This window comes from Streptomyces sp. NPDC052052 (genome assembly GCF_040680455.1).
Lineage (GTDB): Bacteria > Actinomycetota > Actinomycetes > Streptomycetales > Streptomycetaceae > Streptomyces.
Map to the genome: position 1 here is coordinate 56,624 of NZ_JBFAWU010000022.1, position 13,976 is coordinate 70,599.

A 13,976-nucleotide genomic window follows, 5' to 3' on the forward strand; every position below is an offset into this window, starting at 1 on the left:
GAGCGCGTGGTGGTGGGGCACGCTACGTTGCGGACATGACTGAATTCGTACTGGTGGCGGGCGCGTGGCTCGGGTCGTGGGCGTGGGACGAGGTGGTCCCGGAGCTGCGTGCGGCCGGGCACGGCACCCACCCGGTGACGCTGTCGGGCCTCGCCGAGAAGCGCGCCATACCGGCAGGGCAGCAGACCCACGTCCAGGACGTCGTCGACGTGGTGGAGGGCCGCGATCTCCACGAGGTCGTCCTGGTCGGGCACAGCTACGCCGGCATCCCGGTCGGCCAGGCCGCCGAACGGATCGGTGACCGACTGGCCCGTGTGGTCTTCGTCGACTCCGAGGTCCCGGTCGACGGCGAGTCGTTCGCCTCCGACTGGTGGGCCGGCCGCGAGGCGCTGGAGGCCGCCATCGACAAGAACGGCGGCTTCTGGGCGCCGCTCACCGCCGCCGACTGCGAGGGCCAGGACCTCACCGGCGAGCAGATCGCCCGGTTCACGGGCGGCTCGACACCGCACCCCGGCGCCACGCTGACCGAGCCGGCCGTGCTGACCCGCCCGCTCGGGGACCTTCCGGCGACGTACATCAAGTGTCTGCTCGACGGCGACGAGCCGAAGCCCGTCGTGGCCGAGCTGGTGGCCGGCAACGACAGCTGGGAACTGGTCGAGATGAGCACCGGTCACTGGCCGATGTTCTCCCGGCCGCGCGAACTGGCGCAGATCCTCAGCCGCTCGGTCCAGAAGGCCTGATCCCGGGAGCGGGCCCGACAACGGCCTGCCGCCGCACGCCCGACACCCGTCCACCCGGCGCCCGCACGCCCCTTCCGTACGGGCCCTCCCGCGCCTGCCCGTCGAGTGGCCGGACCGGAGCGTGGGGGTCCGGTGGGGTGGACGGGCCCGGCGGGATCCGGCCGAAAGGCCCTAGGATCCCGCTCATGGCTACCGACCCCGGCTACATCTGCTCCTGCTGCGGCGAACACCACGCGGAACTCCCGATGGGGTACTCCACCATGGCGCCCGACGTCTGGGACCCGAGCCTGGAGAGCGATCCCGACAGCATGCTGTCGTCGGACCAGTGCGTCGTCAGGAACGAGCACTACTTCGTCAAGGGACTGATCGAGATCCCCGTCATCGGCAGCCAGGAGAGCTTCTCCTGGGGTGTCTGGGTCTCGCTCAGCCGGGAGAACTTCGCCCGCGCCCTCGATGTGTGGGAGACCCCCGGCCGCGAGTCGGAGCAGCCGTACTTCGGCTGGCTGAGCACCGAACTGGGGCTGTACTCGCCCCGTACGACCAACCTCAAGACCAACGTCCACACCCGCCCGATCGGCCTGCGCCCCCGGATCGAGCTGGAGCCCACCGACCATCCGCTGGCCGTGGAGCAGCGCACCGGCATCACGATGGACCGGGTGCGGGAGATCGCCGAGGCGGTACGGCACGCCGAGGACGACCGCCCCTGAGTCCCGCCGCCGGGTGCGCCCGGCGGGAATGCCGACCGGCCGTCCGCTACCCGGTCCCGAGCCCCGACCGCAGCTGCGCGAAGGCGCGTTCCGCCGCCTCGACCGCACGGCCGTACGCCTGGTCCGCGCTCTCCCCCGCGTCGATCCGTCGCCAGTTCTCCAGTGCCAGGATGCGCTGCACGACGATGATCTGGCCCGCGGCCAGCCTGTCCTCCAGCCGGTCGCCCAGCGCCTGGGCGAGCGCCGCCTCGGACCGGCTCTGGTAGGCGTACAGGCGGGCCACCAGGGACGGTGTCCCGTACAGCAGCCGCAGGAACGCCAGCACCTCCGGCACGTCGCAGAGTCCGGTCACCGGGTCGCGCCGCTCCAGGCCGTCCAGGAAGTGGCGGTGCAGGGCGTCCAGAGGGGATTCGGTCTGTGCGCGGGCGGCGACGACCCGGGCCGGTTCGTCCTCGTGGTCGGCGAACCGGTGCAGGACCAGGTCCTCCTTGGCCGGGAAGTACCGGAAGAGGGTCGGCTTGGAGATGTCCGCCGCGGCCGCCACCTCCGCCACCGAGACCTTGTCGAAGCCCCGCTCCAGGAACATCGCGATCGCGGCGTCGGAGACTGCCTGGTACGTCAGCAGCTTCTTCCGCTCACGCAGACTCATCGTCGCGGGGGACGCCGGCACCCCGGGGACCGGGGCAGGCTCCGCGGCCGTGTGCGCCGCCCCGGCACCTGGCTTCTCTCCGTTCATGACCCCGAAGCGTACGCCCTGACCTCAACCGGACTTGATGTCCCGGCGGCCGGGCGGCCCGGTCGACCGGGCCCGGCTACTTCGGGCGGTTGGCGGTGACCAGCCATGCGGGGGTGCGCAGGCGCACCGCACCGTTCTCCTCATGGGCGTGGAGGATGCCGGTGAGTCTTTGGCGGGCCCGGTCCCGGGCCTCTGGTCCGACCTGGCTGGTCAGGTGGCGTCCGGGGCCGGAGGCCAACAGGAAGGCGGCCGCGTCGGCGGCGCTCCGACCCCACGTCCCGTGGGCCTCCACGCGCACGACGTCGATGTCCTCGAATCCAGCGGCGGACAATATCCCACCGGTGCGGCCCGGGTCCGCCAGGGCGAACATTCCCGGGCTTCCCGGTGCGCCGAACTCCCCGACCGGCAGGATGTCGCGCAGTGCCGCGATCGCCTGGAGCCACTCATTGCCCTCGGCCCCGGCCGCGCAGATGAATGCCATGCGTCCGCCGGGGCGCAGGGCGCGCCGGATGTTGGCGAAGGCGGCAACGGGGTCCGCGAAGAACATCACTCCGAAGCGGCTGATCGCGACGTCGAACGCGCCTGGCCCGAAGGCGTGGGCCTGGGCGTCTCCTCGTTCGAAGGCCGCGTTGGGGACGCCTTCGCGTCGCGCGGTCTCGCGGGCGCGCGCCAGCATCGGTGCCGACAGGTCCAGGCCCAGGGCCTGCCCGTTCGGGGCCCGGCGTGCGGCCAGGCGGGTGGTGCACCCGGTTCCGCAGCCGATGTCCAGGACACGGTCGCACTCCTGGATCTCGGCGGCGGCGAGCAGGGGTTCGTCGAAGCCCCCGTTCACGGCGTCCCAGCGATCCTGGTTCCGGGCCCAGTGGTCGCCTTCGTATCCGTTCCACGCCTGCGCCTGATCGATGTTGACGATGTGTTGCATGCGGGCCTCCTGCTGTGCGGGGTGCGTGCCGGACTTAGAATGGGCGTGCGCCCAAAGGGTAGGGGCACACTATGGGCACGCGCCCATAGTGGCAACGCCTTCCGCCCGGAGCGGGCCGCGATGCCGTATCACCCCTGACCAGGAGTAGCTCTATGTCCCCGCGCGGAGTAGCGATCCCCGACCTTCGCGAGCGGCTCTTCGACGCCGCCGAGCGGGTCCTGGCCCGCGAGGGCCCGGCCGCCCTGACCAGCAGGGCGATCACCGGTGAGGCGGGCTGCGCCAAGGGTCTGCTGCACGCACATTTCGACGGCCTGGACGAGTTCGTCGCCGAGCTGGTCCTGGACCGGTTCGCGCGCACCGCACGCCAGGCCGGTGGGCTCCCTGCGCAAGCGGGTCAGGCCACCGTGGCCGACAATCTCGTCACGGTCGCGCTCATGCTCCTGAACTCCCTGGACCCCACGGTCACCGGCCTGGCCATCACTCGCCCCGCCGCCTCCCTCCGGATTCGCGAGGCGCTGGAGGCCGGCGCACCGGGCTTCACCGCGATCCAGAACGCCATCACCGCCTATCTGGACGCCGAACGGCAGCTCGGGCGCCTCCCGGACGGCACCGACACTCCGTCGATCGCCCTCGCCCTCGTCGGGACCGTTCACCACCTCCTGATGACCGGCTGGGTGGACGCACCGGACCCCCGTGATCAGGCGGAGCGACTGGTCGCCCTGCTCGTCGGCGCCGCCCCCCGGTCACGGCACTAGAACACGTCCGGGCACCAAGCTCGCCGGGCCGTCCGGAGCATCCCCTCCGCCCGCGCCACCGCACCCGGCGCGAGTTCCGTGACGCGGCCCAGGGCGGCCAGTCGGGACGGGGACTCGTCGCCGAGGTAGAGCGTCCCCAACTCCCGTACGTCCAGGGCGAGATCGGCGGCGGCCGTGGTGGGGAAACAGGTGGCGCCGGACGGGGAGGCGTCGAGGCGGTAGCGGCCGGTGGTCAGGCCCGTGGCGTCGTGGACGTCCAGGGTCAGGGTGCCGGAGGCCGCGTAGGTACGGGCCTCCAGGGCGCGTACGACGTCCAGGACGCGTATCCACAGCCAGTCCGCCTGGGTCACGATGCGGGCCGCGCGCGGGTCCGGGAGGAGCAGTGGCAGCAGGTCGTCGGGGGCACGGTGACCGGTACGGACGGTGGTGATCCAGTCGATGGAGCAGACGAAGTGCCACAGGGCCCGTTCCGCGGCGGGCGTGACCGCAATGTGGTCGGCCACCGTGGCCCGGTTCAGCGGCTGCTTGGCGTCGCCCCAGCGGTCGTCGGCCCGGTAGACGATCAGACCGTCGGGCTCGCCCTCGGCATTGCGGTAGAGGGCGTAGAAGGGTTCGGTCCAGGCGCCGGGGGCGGGCAGGTTCTCCCCCGTCCTCAGTTTCCACCAGCGCGGGTTGCGGTCGACCGCCCCGTGCTGCCGGGCGCGCAGCCGCTCGTGCAGGGCCGGGCCGAGCTTGCGGACGTCCTCGCCGCTCACCAGGTCGATCCGGCCGCCGTCCTCGGCACCGGGCACCGGCAGGCGCGGGTCGAGGCCCGCTCTCGGCACGTCGATCTCCCACTCCGTGGTCCACGCCGCCGGGCCGAAGCCGTACCGTCCGTAGATCGGGTACTCGGCGGCGATCAGCGTCGCGACCACGTCGCCGCGTTCCTTCGCCGCCGCCAGGTCCGTGGCCATCATCCGGCTGAGCAGCCCGCGACGGCGGTGGGTGGGCGAGACCGTGACGTTGCTGATCGCGTCGGCCGGCACCGTGGCACCGCCGACGACCGTGAGCTCCTGCGCGAACGAGCGGAACGTGGCCACGCACCGCCCCTCGTCGAACACGCCCTGGGTACGGGCCAGGGCGGTGTGCGGGAGCCGGTCGGCCACCTCCTCGTCCGTCACCGTCGGGGGGCGCAGAAAGCCGGTGTTCAGGGCGCGCAGCCAGTCGGGGAACTCGGACTCGGTGATCATGCGGGCGTCGGGGCACATGGGCCCCACGCTAGGTACCGACTCCTGTTCTGTCGTCCGGTTTTCCGCCGCGGGCCCCTGCCCGGTGCCGGCCAGTGCCGCCCGGTGCCGGCCCGGTCAGAACGCCGCGCGTATCGCGCCGACCTCGCCGCCGCCACCCAGCAGAGGCGCGTGCCCGATCCGGGAGACGACCGGGGCGTCGATGCCGAGCAGCCGCAACGACCGGGCCAGCACGGGGCCGAGGGCACGCGTCGCACCGTCGTCGATCTTGAAGGCCAGCGCCCGTCCGTCCGCCAGCGCCACCGCCTGCACCGCCTCCGCGCCCATCTTGGAGAGCGTGCCCGGCACCTCCCGCATCAGCCAGGTGTCGGGGCGGCGCGTTCCGGCGACGTACTCGGGGTGGGCCCGCATCGCGTCCCCGACCCGGCGCTCCGCCGTGCCCGGCTCCGCCAGCACGAACGAGCGGAAGGCCCGCGCCAGGCCCACCAGGCTGACCGCCATCAGCGGCGCCCCGCACCCGTCCGTACCGACCGAGGCGACCGGCTCACCGGCCGCCTCCTCGACCACCTGCAGCACCAGCTGCTGGAGCGGGTGCGCCGGGTCGAGGTAGGACGCCCGGTCCCAGCCGTTCACCGCGCAGGCCGCGAGCATCGCCGCGTGCTTGCCGGAACAGTTCATCGCCACCCGGTCCCGGCCCCGGCCCGCGGCGAGGTACGACTCGGCCTCCACCGGGTCCAGCGGCAGGTCGGGCGGGGTCTGCAGATCGTCGGGCGTCAGTCCGTGCTCGGCCAGCATCGTGCGCACCAGGTCGAGGTGGAAGCCCTCGCCCGAGTGGCTCGCGGCGGCCAGGGCCAGTCGCTCCCCGGACAGGTCGAGGCCGGCCCGCAGCAGGGCGGCGGCCTGCATCGGCTTGTTGCAGGAGCGCGGGAAGACCGGTGCCGCCGGGTCGCCCAGCGTCTGTTCCACGCTGCCGTCGGCGGCCAGGACGACCAGGGAGCCCCGGTGCCCGCCTTCCACGAAGCCGGATCGTACGACCTCGGCCAGGACGGGGTGGGCCACGGAGTGGTCGGAGGATATGGCGGCGGGAGCAGCGAGAGTGACGCTGGAGGTCATGGTGCGGCCTTCCGGGGACAGAGGTGACCCGCCCCCGGAAGGATCGCTTCAGGCGAGCAGGTCGTCTACTTGGGCTTCCCCATCACGGTACCTGCGCGCAATCTCCGCACTGCAGTCGTCAGCAGTGCGTTGCAGCTGGTGACGGCGCCGGGAGACCTGCTGCTCGTAGCGGACCAGACGCCCCATCGCGGTGTGCAGCTCCTCGTCCGTACGGGCGTCGAGATCGGAGAGCGCGACCTCGGCGAGCGTCTCGGCCGCCAGACGGCGGTACTCGTCGCTGCGCGGCGTGGTGAGCGTGACGTGCCGAGCGGAGGAGCGGTGCTGGGACGGGGTGTCGGCGAGGATCTCCGAGAGCCGGTCCACCACCGGTGTCTCCGGATCCGCCCTTCGGGCCAGTTCGGCCCTCAGGATGTCGATGCGTCCCTGGACCAGCCGCCGCACATAGCTGAGGTCGGCCTCGTCGCGCTGCGCCTCACGGCGCAGGGTGCGCAGCTCCGGCAGCCGCAGGCCGTCGAGCTCCGACTGCGGCCCCATCGACGGGACTCCGTCCGGGCCGTGGCCGGTGCGCTGCAACGGTGGGCGCATGGTGCTGGTACCGGTGCGCGCGTTCGGCACGGCACCGGGGGACTGCCCGGTTCCGTAGGTACTCATACTGTTGTCCATCCCCTCGACCGGTGCGTCGGCACACCGCCTCCCGAGCATCGTGCCACTCCAGCGGGGTCTGTGTAGATGACCTGTACCCGTTCAGCCCAAGATAGGTTGGTCGGCATGCGTGCAGTGATACAGAGGGTGGACGGCGCGAGCGTCACGGTGTCCGACGGCACGGGGGCGTCGGACGCGCCGGAAGTGGTCGGCGAGATCGTCGGCGAAGGACTGTGTGTGCTGGTGGGGGTCACCCACGAGGACACGAAGGAGAAGGCGGCGCAGCTCGCCCGCAAGCTCTGGTCCCTCCGCATCCTGGAGGACGAGAAATCCTGCTCCGACGTGGACGCGCCGCTTCTGGTGATTTCGCAGTTCACTCTCTACGGGGACGCCCGCAAGGGGCGCAGGCCCACCTGGAACGCCGCGGCGCCCGGTGACGTCGCCGAACCGCTGGTCGACGAGGTGGTGGCGCAGTTGCGGGCGCTGGGGGCGCGGGTGGAGACGGGCCGGTTCGGAGCCCGGATGCGGGTCTCGCTCACCAACCAGGGCCCGTTCACCGTCATCGTCGAGGTCTGAGCCGGGACGGGGCGGCACCTCGGCCGGATCGACCCGATCGCGGTCCCGCCCCGGTACGCCGGTGCGGGACCGCGATCGGAACGAAGGTCCTACGGCTCCACGACCGTCTCCTGGGAGGCCGCCGTGTCCCCGGCGAGCAGTTCCGCGTCCACCGCGACGTTCCGCTTGACCAGGGCCAGGGCGATCGGCCCCAGCTCGTGGTGGCGGGCGGACGTGGTGATGAAGCCCAGCTGACGTCCCTCGGCGCCGTCCGCGGCGAGCCGGACCGGGGTGCCGGGGCCGGGCAGGACGACCTCGCTGCCGTCGAGGTGCAGGAAGACCAGGCGCCGGGGCGGCTTGCCCAGGTTCTGCACCCGGGCCACGGTCTCCTGACCGCGGTAGCAGCCCTTCTGGAGATGGACGGCGGTGCCGATCCAGCCCAGCTCGTGCGGGATGGTGCGGTGGTCGGTCTCGAAGCCGACGCGCGGCCGGTGCGCCTCGACGCGCAGCGCCTCGTACGCCAGGATGCCGGCCAGGGGGCCGTTCGCGGCGGCGTACTCCGCCAGGTCGGCGCGCGGCAGGAACAGGTCCCGGCCGTACGCCGTCTCCCGGACCGTCACTCCGTCCGGGACCTCCGCGATGGAACCGGCCGGGAGGTACACCACGGCAAAGTCCGCGGTGCGGTCGGCGACATCGACCCGGTAGAAGAACTTCATGGACTCCAGATAGGCGACGAGGTCGCCCTGGGTGCCCGGTTCGGCGTGCATCCACACGGTCTCGCCGTCGTCGACGAGATAGAGGGCGTGCTCGATGTGGCCGTGCGCGCTGAGGATCAGGGCCTCGGTGGCCTGACCCGGGGCGAGCTCGCTGACGTGTTGGGTGATCAGGAGATGCAGCCAGGCCAGCCGGTCGCTGCCGCTGACGGTGACGACGGCGCGGTGCGAGAGGTCGACGAGGCCTGAGCCGTCGGCGAGGGCGCGCTGCTCACGGAACAGGTCGCCGTAGTGCGCGGCGACGCCTTCGTCGCGGCCTTCGGCGGGGACGGCGCCGGGCAGGGACAGCAGGGGGCTCTTCATACGACCAGCGTAGACGCGCCAGGGGCCCTCGTCCGGACCAGGCCGGTTCAGCGGAGCGCGGTCCCTGCCGTGCGGAATGCCTACCGTGCGGAACCGGCCGCGTCGGCCGCCCGGTGCGCGGTCCCGGAGGCCGCCTTCTTCGTGCAGTCGGCACAGCGGCCGAAGATCGCGAAGTGCTTCATGTCCGTGTCGAAACCGAAGCTGTCCCGGACCTTCGCGGTGAACTCGGCGACCACATCGACATCGGCCTCGATGACGTTGGTGCAGTCCCGGCAGACCAGATGGATGTGGTGGTGGCGGTCGGCCAGATGGTAGGTCGGTGCCCCGTGCCCCAGATGGGCGTGGCTGACCAGGTCCAGCTCCTCCAGGAGCTCAAGCGTCCGGTAGACGGTGGAGATGTTCACGCCGGACGCGGTCTTGCGCACCTCGCAGAGGATGTCGTCGGGCGTCGCGTGCTCCAACGTGTCGACGGCTTCCAGGACAAGCTGCCGCTGCGGCGTCAGACGATAGCCGCGCTGTCGGAGATCGGTCTTCCAGTCGGTGCTCACCACAGGCCCCAGTGTAGGACCGGGTGAGCACCTGGCCACAGGTTTGCGTGGGGCCCGTGGAGCCCGTGGGTCACTTGAAGAAGGCGATGCCGTCGTCCGGCAGGTCGCCGAGGCTCTTCGCCATCGCCTCGACCTCTTCCGGGGTGACGACCTTCTTCAGGTGCGCCGACATGTAGGGGCGCAGCTCCACCTCGGGGGTGGCCTTCTCGCCGACCCACATCAGGTCGCTGTTCACATAGCCGTAGAGACGCTTGCCGCCGCTGTACGGGCCGGAGGAAGCGGTCCGGGCCACAGCGTCGGTGACCAGGTCGATCTGCGGCTTCTGGTCGGCCAGCTCGCCGTACCAGATCTCGATGACGCCCTGGTCACGGACCATGACGACCTCGACCTTGCGGTGCTTGTCGATGCGCCAGTAGCCGGACTCGGACTCCAGCGGCTTGACCTTCTTGCCCTCGGAGTCGAGCACCCAGGTGTGCGAGACGTACTCCAGGAAGTCCCGGCCGTCGTGACTGAAGGAGACCTCCTGGCCGAAGTTGCACTGTTCGGCGCCGGGGAAGTCGGAGACGCCCGCGCCCGCCCAGTTGCCGAGGAGAAAGGCCAGCGGGACGAGGTCCGGGTGAAGGTCGGACGGGATCTCGATCATGAACGGCTCAGGCGATCTGTGAGGTGGGGGACGGGAAGGGGTGACTGCGGGCGCCCGCGAGGGCGGAACAGGTCAGCGCTGGCCCTGGTACAGCTTCTTCACGGTCACGCCGGCGAAGGCGAGAACGCCGACGCAGACCAGGACCAGCAGGGCGGAGAAGAATGCCTCAAGCACGGGGAGCTCCTCGGAACGAGCGGTATGGCAGCAGTACAGGGCCGGGTCCCAGCCTAATGGGTGGGGACCCGGCCCGTCGGTCCGGGGTTTGCCGAGCAGCCGTGCGGCGGCCGGTCAGCCCAGCAGCTGGTTCTGCAGGATCAGCGTCTGGTGGAACGGAACGGCCGGTGTGCCCTCCTTGCCCCTGCGGGACTGGACGACGAGGGCGAGCGTGTCTCCGGCCACCAGGTAACCGTGGCGGACCTGCGCCTCGCCGTACGGCTTCGCCTCTCGGTACGCGAACGAGGAGATGCCGTCCACCTTGCCGGCACCCTCCCAGCCCTCGTCGAACTCCGTCTCGGGCGCCTCGACGAGCGGCGCCGCGGTCGTGCCGCCGTTGATCGAGGTGATGAAGTACCGGGTGAGGGCCGTCGAGTTGAACTGGACGAGATAGATCCGGGTCGACGTGCCGTCCGGCATGGTCCAGCCGCGGGCGGCGACATGCCGCGGAGCGGACTCCTCCAGCGTCTGCGTGATCTCGGAGCGCTCATCCTTCCCGTACTCGGAGAGGTACTGCTCCGTGCTCACCCAGCCGCCATCGAGCTTCTTGTCCTCGGTTGCTCCGGCCGGGGCGGGCAGCAGCAGAGCCCGCAGGTCGGCGTGGTGGACCTCGCTGGGATTGCTGTCGCTGTACGGGCGGGGCGAGCCGGCCGGGAGCGCGGGCAGGCTGAGCTCGGGGTAGTCCCAGCGGCCGTCGCGCTCGGTGGCCAGACCGGGCACGTCGGTGCGCTCCATGGAAGTGATCCCGAAGGCCGTACCGGCGCCCACACCTCCGAGGACGAGGGCGGCAGCGGTCCAGCGGGCGACGGCCCGCAGGACGCGCCGGGGCGGCCGGGGCTGCGAGGGAGGCAACAGCGGCATCGGTGGGACTGCCGGAGGCTCGGGCACCTCCGGTGCGGGGAGGGCCTCCACGCACGCGGTGGACGCGTCTGCCCGCGGTGCGGGGAGGGCCTCGGCGGGCTCGGCGGGTACGCCCGCCGTCTGCTCGGTCATACGTACTCCCCCGGAGACGCGATGTGGTCGAGCTGGTCCTTCAGGAGCTCGGCGACGGCCGACCGGGCGAACGGCTTGGTACCGGATGCCGAGACGCTGATGCTCAGCTCGCCGTCGTACGCCAGGCAATCCATCGACTCGATGGCGTCCCCGCTGTCCTCGCTGTCCTCGCTGTCCTCGCGCAGGACGAAGCACCGGGCGTTCCTGGTGTGCCCCTTGATCTTCGGTCCCTCGCGGAAGAGACCGATCGAGTCCCGGAAGCCCGTCCTGAAGGTGTAGAGGTTCTGGACGGCCTTCTTGTCCTTCATCCGCACCATCTCGGTGTTGATCAGCAGGTCGTTGCTGTCCGCGGTATAGGAACGGACGGCGATGCCCTCGATGCGGAGTTTGTCGATCCTCTTCTCGTAGGCCCGGCGCTCCTTGCCCGCGAGACCACGGGCGCTCTCCTTCATGGCGGCGGTCGCCTTCGCGCCGCTCTGCTCGCCGTCGTTGCCCAGCTCCCCCAGGTCGGGGCCGAGCCGGTAGCCGCTCGGCACCGGCAGCAGCAGCTTGCTGAGCTCGGTGGAGGCCCTTCCCCGGGCCACCTCACCGGCGGGGTCCTTGCCCGGCTTGTGCGCGGGCTTCTTCCAGAGCCTGGTCCCGGCACTGCGGTCGGCGGCGTCCACCGTGTTGCTGGTGTACACGGCCGCACCTGCGATCGCGGCGACCACCAGCACGGCGGGGAGCACCCTTCCGATCACCCGGCGTGCCCCACCGGAGGAGGCCGGGGGAAGCGGGATGGCGGCCCCGACGGCGTCGGTGTTCCCGTCCGGTGCGGTCGGCGGCATGGTCACGTCGTTCACAGGCGCTCCAGCTGTCGTTCGGCCAGCGTCCGGATGTCCTTCTTGCTGATCGGCGCGGTGTCGAAGATGTTGATGTCGACCATGATGTCGCCCTGGTACATGATGGCCCGGGCGCGGTACATGGGCAGGTAGCCCGGCTGCCGGTCGACCTCGTAAAGGTAGTAACGGCCGTTGTGGCTGCCCTTGATCGGGTCTCCGTCGTTGCCCGCACCGAACGCGGTCCCGGACATGTACCCACGCTGGCCGTCGCCGAAATCCTGAGCCGCGTTGAGGGGTCCTGGGCTGAACTGCACGAGATGGGTCTCGGCGGTGCGGTTCTGCCCGCGCGTCCAGTCGGAGCTCGCGACCCGGCGTATGTCCTGCTCCAGGAAGTACTCGTACATCGGGCCCTCGTCATCGAAGAAGCGGGCGTAGGCGTCGACGCTCAGCCAGCCGCCGCCCAGCGCCGACGTGTCGCTCTCGTTCCAGCCCGCGGGCGGGTCGGCGAGCAGCTTGCGCAGGTCGCCGTCCGTCTTCACCTGGCGGTCCTCGGAGGCAGGCAACGGAGTCGGGACCTTGTCCGCGGGCAGCGCCTTCGCCGGGTACGCCAGATCGGGCTGGGACAGGGCGGGCAGCGGAGTCGGAGCGCGCCCGGCCTGCACGTGGTAGCCCACGGCGGTGCCGCCCGCGATGCCGAGCACCGCGGCGGCGGCGATCAGCAGCGCCGTACGCCCGCGCGGGCGCCTCACGGCGGGCACGGCGCCCGGTACGGCCTGAAGTTCGGCCGACGCCGACTCGGGTACGGGCTGGGCCAGGGGCCCGGGTTCGGCCGGCGGCGGCTCCGTTGTCCCTTCGGCCGGCGGCGGCTCCGGTGTCCCTTCGGCCGGCGGCGGTTCCGGTGTCCCTCCCACTGGCACCGGCTCCGGTGCCGCTCCGGCCGGCGACGGTTCCGTTGTCCCTTCGGCCGGCGGTCTCTCCATGGCGCCGGCCGGTGTCTCCTTCCCGGCGAGCGGCTCGGCCTGCCCGTCAGGAATGGTGTCTTTCGGTTCCAATTGGGTCCCCCCACGAGACCAGAGGCGCTGATTCCGTTATCCGCGCACACACCTGACTGCCGCCGAAGACCTTTGGTTGCCTGCCCGACGATTACAGTTCGGCCTATGCCGAAGAAGCTCGTGATCAAGGTGACTGCCGGTGCCGACGCAGCCGAGCGCTGCTCGCAGGCGTTCACGGTGGCCGCGGTCGCCGTCGCCAGCGGTGTGGAGGTCTCGCTCTGGCTGACCGGGGAATCATCCTGGTTCGCTCTGCCGGGACGCGCCGCGGAGTTCGAACTGCCGCATGCCGCGCCGCTGCCGGACCTGATCGAGTCGATCCAGGCGGGCGGGCAGATCACCCTGTGCACCCAGTGCGCGGCCCGTCGCGACATCACCGAACAGGACGTCCTGGAGGGGGTGCGCATCGCGGGCGCCCAGGTCTTCGTCAGCGAAGCCATGGCCGACGGCGTACAGGCCCTCGTCTACTGACACGCCCGCGCCGGGCACCGCTCAGTGTCGCTTCTTGCCGTCGAGTTCGTCCCACCACTCGTCGGACTGAGGATCGCCCGACGGGTCGTCCCACCAGCGGTCCTCCGGACCCCTCCGGTTGGCGATCATGGCCGCGACGGGCGGAATGACCATGGCGACGACGCACATGGCTATCGCGGCGGGCATCGACCACAGCCGGACAAAGGCCCACGCCGATACGAAGAGGACGATGCAACCGCCCATCATCAGGAAATAGCCGCGCCGGCGTCGGGCGTACATAAATCAAGCGTAGGCCCGTTGCCGCTCACGGGTACGACCGAAGGGCCGTACCCCGTCGCAGGAGGCGTCCAACCCCTGGAGTACGACCCTTCGGCCGGTGAGACGACCGCGGGACTCCGGTCCGGTGACCGGATTCCAGCGTTCCTGTTCTTGTCGCGCGCTGGTGCCGCGACCGGTACTAGACGGCGATCGCGACCTCGGAGAGACCACCGGTCTGCGCCACGACCGTGCGGTCGGCGGTGCCGCCGGGGACGAGGGCGCGCACCGTCCACGTGCCCTCGGCCGCGTAGAAGCGGAACTGCCCGGTCGCCGAGGTCGGAACCTCCGCGGTGAACTCACCGGTCGAGTCCAGCAGGCGCACGTAACCGGTGACGGGCTCGCCGTCGCGGGTCACGCTGCCCTGGATGGTGGTCTCACCGGGCTTGATGGTCGAAGCGTCGGGGCCGCCGGCCTTTGCTCCACACATGTTCTCTGTCCTTCTGGTCGA

18 protein-coding genes are annotated in these 13,976 nt (G+C 71.3%); 5 read left to right on the plus strand and 13 right to left on the minus strand.

All coding sequences use genetic code 11. The features are described from left to right. Nucleotides 1-35: 35 nt before the first annotated feature. Together AB0L71_RS24725 and AB0L71_RS24730 are read left to right on the plus strand one after the other, a co-directional pair. Entirely contained in the window at nucleotides 36-740 is a 705-nt protein-coding gene (locus AB0L71_RS24725; protein WP_365246840.1) for an alpha/beta hydrolase, read from the plus strand. A gap of 245 nt (nucleotides 741-985) precedes the next feature. Further along, nucleotides 986-1,447 carry a DUF2199 domain-containing protein gene (locus tag AB0L71_RS24730; RefSeq protein ID WP_365246987.1) on the plus strand — a complete coding sequence of 154 codons (462 nt, stop codon included), beginning with the start codon at nucleotides 986-988 and terminating at the stop codon, nucleotides 1,445-1,447. Between the two features lie 46 nt (nucleotides 1,448-1,493). Here AB0L71_RS24730 and AB0L71_RS24735 read toward each other — a convergent pair whose 3' ends face one another. Both AB0L71_RS24735 and AB0L71_RS24740 read right to left on the minus strand, forming a co-directional pair. Next, entirely contained in the window at nucleotides 1,494-2,096 is a 603-nt protein-coding gene (locus tag AB0L71_RS24735) for a TetR family transcriptional regulator (protein ID WP_365246989.1), read from the minus strand. Between the two features lie 163 nt (nucleotides 2,097-2,259). Further along, on the minus strand, nucleotides 2,260-3,105 hold the full coding sequence (locus AB0L71_RS24740; protein ID WP_365246842.1) for a methyltransferase domain-containing protein: 846 nt from the start codon (nucleotides 3,103-3,105) through the stop codon (nucleotides 2,260-2,262). A gap of 152 nt (nucleotides 3,106-3,257) precedes the next feature. Between AB0L71_RS24740 and AB0L71_RS24745 the strand changes: the two genes are divergently transcribed. Next, a complete protein-coding gene (locus AB0L71_RS24745; protein ID WP_365246844.1) occupies nucleotides 3,258-3,860 on the plus strand; it encodes a TetR/AcrR family transcriptional regulator in 603 nt (200 codons plus the stop codon). On the opposite strand, the gene AB0L71_RS24750 is transcribed toward AB0L71_RS24745, so the two are convergent. From AB0L71_RS24750 to AB0L71_RS24760, 3 genes are all read right to left on the minus strand, one after another. Beyond that, nucleotides 3,857-5,107 (minus strand): GNAT family N-acetyltransferase, encoded by a 1,251-nt coding sequence (locus AB0L71_RS24750; RefSeq protein WP_365246846.1) that lies wholly within the window; start codon nucleotides 5,105-5,107, stop codon nucleotides 3,857-3,859. The two genes, AB0L71_RS24745 and AB0L71_RS24750, sit on opposite strands and share 4 nt — an antisense overlap. A 96-nt stretch (nucleotides 5,108-5,203) precedes the next feature. Further along, nucleotides 5,204-6,199, minus strand: coding sequence for an asparaginase (locus AB0L71_RS24755; protein WP_365246848.1), 996 nt, complete (start codon nucleotides 6,197-6,199; stop codon nucleotides 5,204-5,206). 48 nt (nucleotides 6,200-6,247) lie between these two features. Next, nucleotides 6,248-6,850, minus strand: a complete 603-nt coding sequence (locus tag AB0L71_RS24760; RefSeq protein WP_365246850.1) for an ABC transporter substrate-binding protein — start codon at nucleotides 6,848-6,850, stop codon at nucleotides 6,248-6,250. Nucleotides 6,851-6,967: 117 nt separating this feature from the next. Here AB0L71_RS24760 and dtd point away from each other — a divergent pair, with 117 nt between their 5' ends. Then, nucleotides 6,968-7,417: a D-aminoacyl-tRNA deacylase gene (gene dtd, locus AB0L71_RS24765; protein ID WP_365246852.1), complete on the plus strand. Its 450-nt coding sequence runs from the start codon at nucleotides 6,968-6,970 to the stop codon at nucleotides 7,415-7,417. Nucleotides 7,418-7,506: 89 nt separating this feature from the next. Here dtd and AB0L71_RS24770 read toward each other — a convergent pair whose 3' ends face one another. The 6 genes from AB0L71_RS24770 to AB0L71_RS24795 all read right to left on the minus strand — a co-directional run bounded on the left by AB0L71_RS24770 (nucleotide 7,507) and on the right by AB0L71_RS24795 (nucleotide 12,439). Continuing rightward, nucleotides 7,507-8,472 carry a folate-binding protein gene (locus AB0L71_RS24770; RefSeq protein ID WP_365246854.1) on the minus strand — a complete coding sequence of 322 codons (966 nt, stop codon included), beginning with the start codon at nucleotides 8,470-8,472 and terminating at the stop codon, nucleotides 7,507-7,509. A gap of 80 nt (nucleotides 8,473-8,552) precedes the next feature. After that, entirely contained in the window at nucleotides 8,553-9,023 is a 471-nt protein-coding gene (locus tag AB0L71_RS24775) for a Fur family transcriptional regulator (RefSeq protein WP_365246856.1), read from the minus strand. Between the two features lie 67 nt (nucleotides 9,024-9,090). Beyond that, a complete protein-coding gene (locus tag AB0L71_RS24780) occupies nucleotides 9,091-9,663 on the minus strand; it encodes an FABP family protein (protein WP_365246858.1) in 573 nt (190 codons plus the stop codon). A gap of 288 nt (nucleotides 9,664-9,951) precedes the next feature. Continuing rightward, entirely contained in the window at nucleotides 9,952-10,869 is a 918-nt protein-coding gene (locus AB0L71_RS24785; RefSeq protein ID WP_365246860.1) for a hypothetical protein, read from the minus strand. Then, nucleotides 10,866-11,711 carry a hypothetical protein gene (locus AB0L71_RS24790; protein WP_365246862.1) on the minus strand — a complete coding sequence of 282 codons (846 nt, stop codon included), beginning with the start codon at nucleotides 11,709-11,711 and terminating at the stop codon, nucleotides 10,866-10,868. Before AB0L71_RS24790 ends, AB0L71_RS24785 begins: the two co-directional genes overlap by 4 nt. Then, nucleotides 11,708-12,439 carry a hypothetical protein gene (locus AB0L71_RS24795; protein WP_365246863.1) on the minus strand — a complete coding sequence of 244 codons (732 nt, stop codon included), beginning with the start codon at nucleotides 12,437-12,439 and terminating at the stop codon, nucleotides 11,708-11,710. Before AB0L71_RS24795 ends, AB0L71_RS24790 begins: the two co-directional genes overlap by 4 nt. Before the next feature lie 408 nt (nucleotides 12,440-12,847). Here AB0L71_RS24795 and AB0L71_RS24800 point away from each other — a divergent pair, with 408 nt between their 5' ends. After that, nucleotides 12,848-13,210 (plus strand): DsrE family protein, encoded by a 363-nt coding sequence (locus AB0L71_RS24800; protein WP_365246865.1) that lies wholly within the window; start codon nucleotides 12,848-12,850, stop codon nucleotides 13,208-13,210. 21 nt (nucleotides 13,211-13,231) lie between these two features. On the opposite strand, the gene AB0L71_RS24805 is transcribed toward AB0L71_RS24800, so the two are convergent. Both AB0L71_RS24805 and AB0L71_RS24810 read right to left on the minus strand, forming a co-directional pair. Continuing rightward, complete coding sequence (locus tag AB0L71_RS24805; RefSeq protein ID WP_365246867.1) at nucleotides 13,232-13,489, minus strand: DUF3099 domain-containing protein; 258 nt, start codon at nucleotides 13,487-13,489, stop codon at nucleotides 13,232-13,234. Nucleotides 13,490-13,667: 178 nt separating this feature from the next. Then, a complete protein-coding gene (locus AB0L71_RS24810) occupies nucleotides 13,668-13,955 on the minus strand; it encodes a DUF1416 domain-containing protein (protein ID WP_040023707.1) in 288 nt (95 codons plus the stop codon). Nucleotides 13,956-13,976: the final 21 nt, after the last annotated feature.

What these genes read in the sequence shown, in the direction of transcription:
- AB0L71_RS24770 (WP_365246854.1), bottom strand. Translation starts at nt 8,472, where the DNA reads ATGAAGAGCCCCCTGCTGTCCCTGCCCGGCGCCGTCCCCGCCGAAGGC.
- AB0L71_RS24750 (WP_365246846.1), bottom strand. Translation starts at nt 5,107, where the DNA reads ATGTGCCCCGACGCCCGCATGATCACCGAGTCCGAGTTCCCCGACTGG.
- AB0L71_RS24735 (WP_365246989.1), bottom strand. Translation starts at nt 2,096, where the DNA reads ATGAGTCTGCGTGAGCGGAAGAAGCTGCTGACGTACCAGGCAGTCTCC.
- AB0L71_RS24730 (WP_365246987.1), top strand. Translation starts at nt 986, where the DNA reads ATGGGGTACTCCACCATGGCGCCCGACGTCTGGGACCCGAGCCTGGAG.
- AB0L71_RS24805 (WP_365246867.1), bottom strand. Translation starts at nt 13,489, where the DNA reads ATGTACGCCCGACGCCGGCGCGGCTATTTCCTGATGATGGGCGGTTGC.
- AB0L71_RS24800 (WP_365246865.1), top strand. Translation starts at nt 12,848, where the DNA reads ATGCCGAAGAAGCTCGTGATCAAGGTGACTGCCGGTGCCGACGCAGCC.
- AB0L71_RS24740 (WP_365246842.1), bottom strand. Translation starts at nt 3,105, where the DNA reads ATGCAACACATCGTCAACATCGATCAGGCGCAGGCGTGGAACGGATAC.
- AB0L71_RS24780 (WP_365246858.1), bottom strand. Translation starts at nt 9,663, where the DNA reads ATGATCGAGATCCCGTCCGACCTTCACCCGGACCTCGTCCCGCTGGCC.
- dtd (WP_365246852.1), top strand. Translation starts at nt 6,968, where the DNA reads ATGCGTGCAGTGATACAGAGGGTGGACGGCGCGAGCGTCACGGTGTCC.
- AB0L71_RS24725 (WP_365246840.1), top strand. Translation starts at nt 36, where the DNA reads ATGACTGAATTCGTACTGGTGGCGGGCGCGTGGCTCGGGTCGTGGGCG.
- AB0L71_RS24755 (WP_365246848.1), bottom strand. Translation starts at nt 6,199, where the DNA reads ATGACCTCCAGCGTCACTCTCGCTGCTCCCGCCGCCATATCCTCCGAC.
- AB0L71_RS24785 (WP_365246860.1), bottom strand. Translation starts at nt 10,869, where the DNA reads ATGACCGAGCAGACGGCGGGCGTACCCGCCGAGCCCGCCGAGGCCCTC.
- AB0L71_RS24760 (WP_365246850.1), bottom strand. Translation starts at nt 6,850, where the DNA reads ATGAGTACCTACGGAACCGGGCAGTCCCCCGGTGCCGTGCCGAACGCG.
- AB0L71_RS24810 (WP_040023707.1), bottom strand. Translation starts at nt 13,955, where the DNA reads ATGTGTGGAGCAAAGGCCGGCGGCCCCGACGCTTCGACCATCAAGCCC.
- AB0L71_RS24745 (WP_365246844.1), top strand. Translation starts at nt 3,258, where the DNA reads ATGTCCCCGCGCGGAGTAGCGATCCCCGACCTTCGCGAGCGGCTCTTC.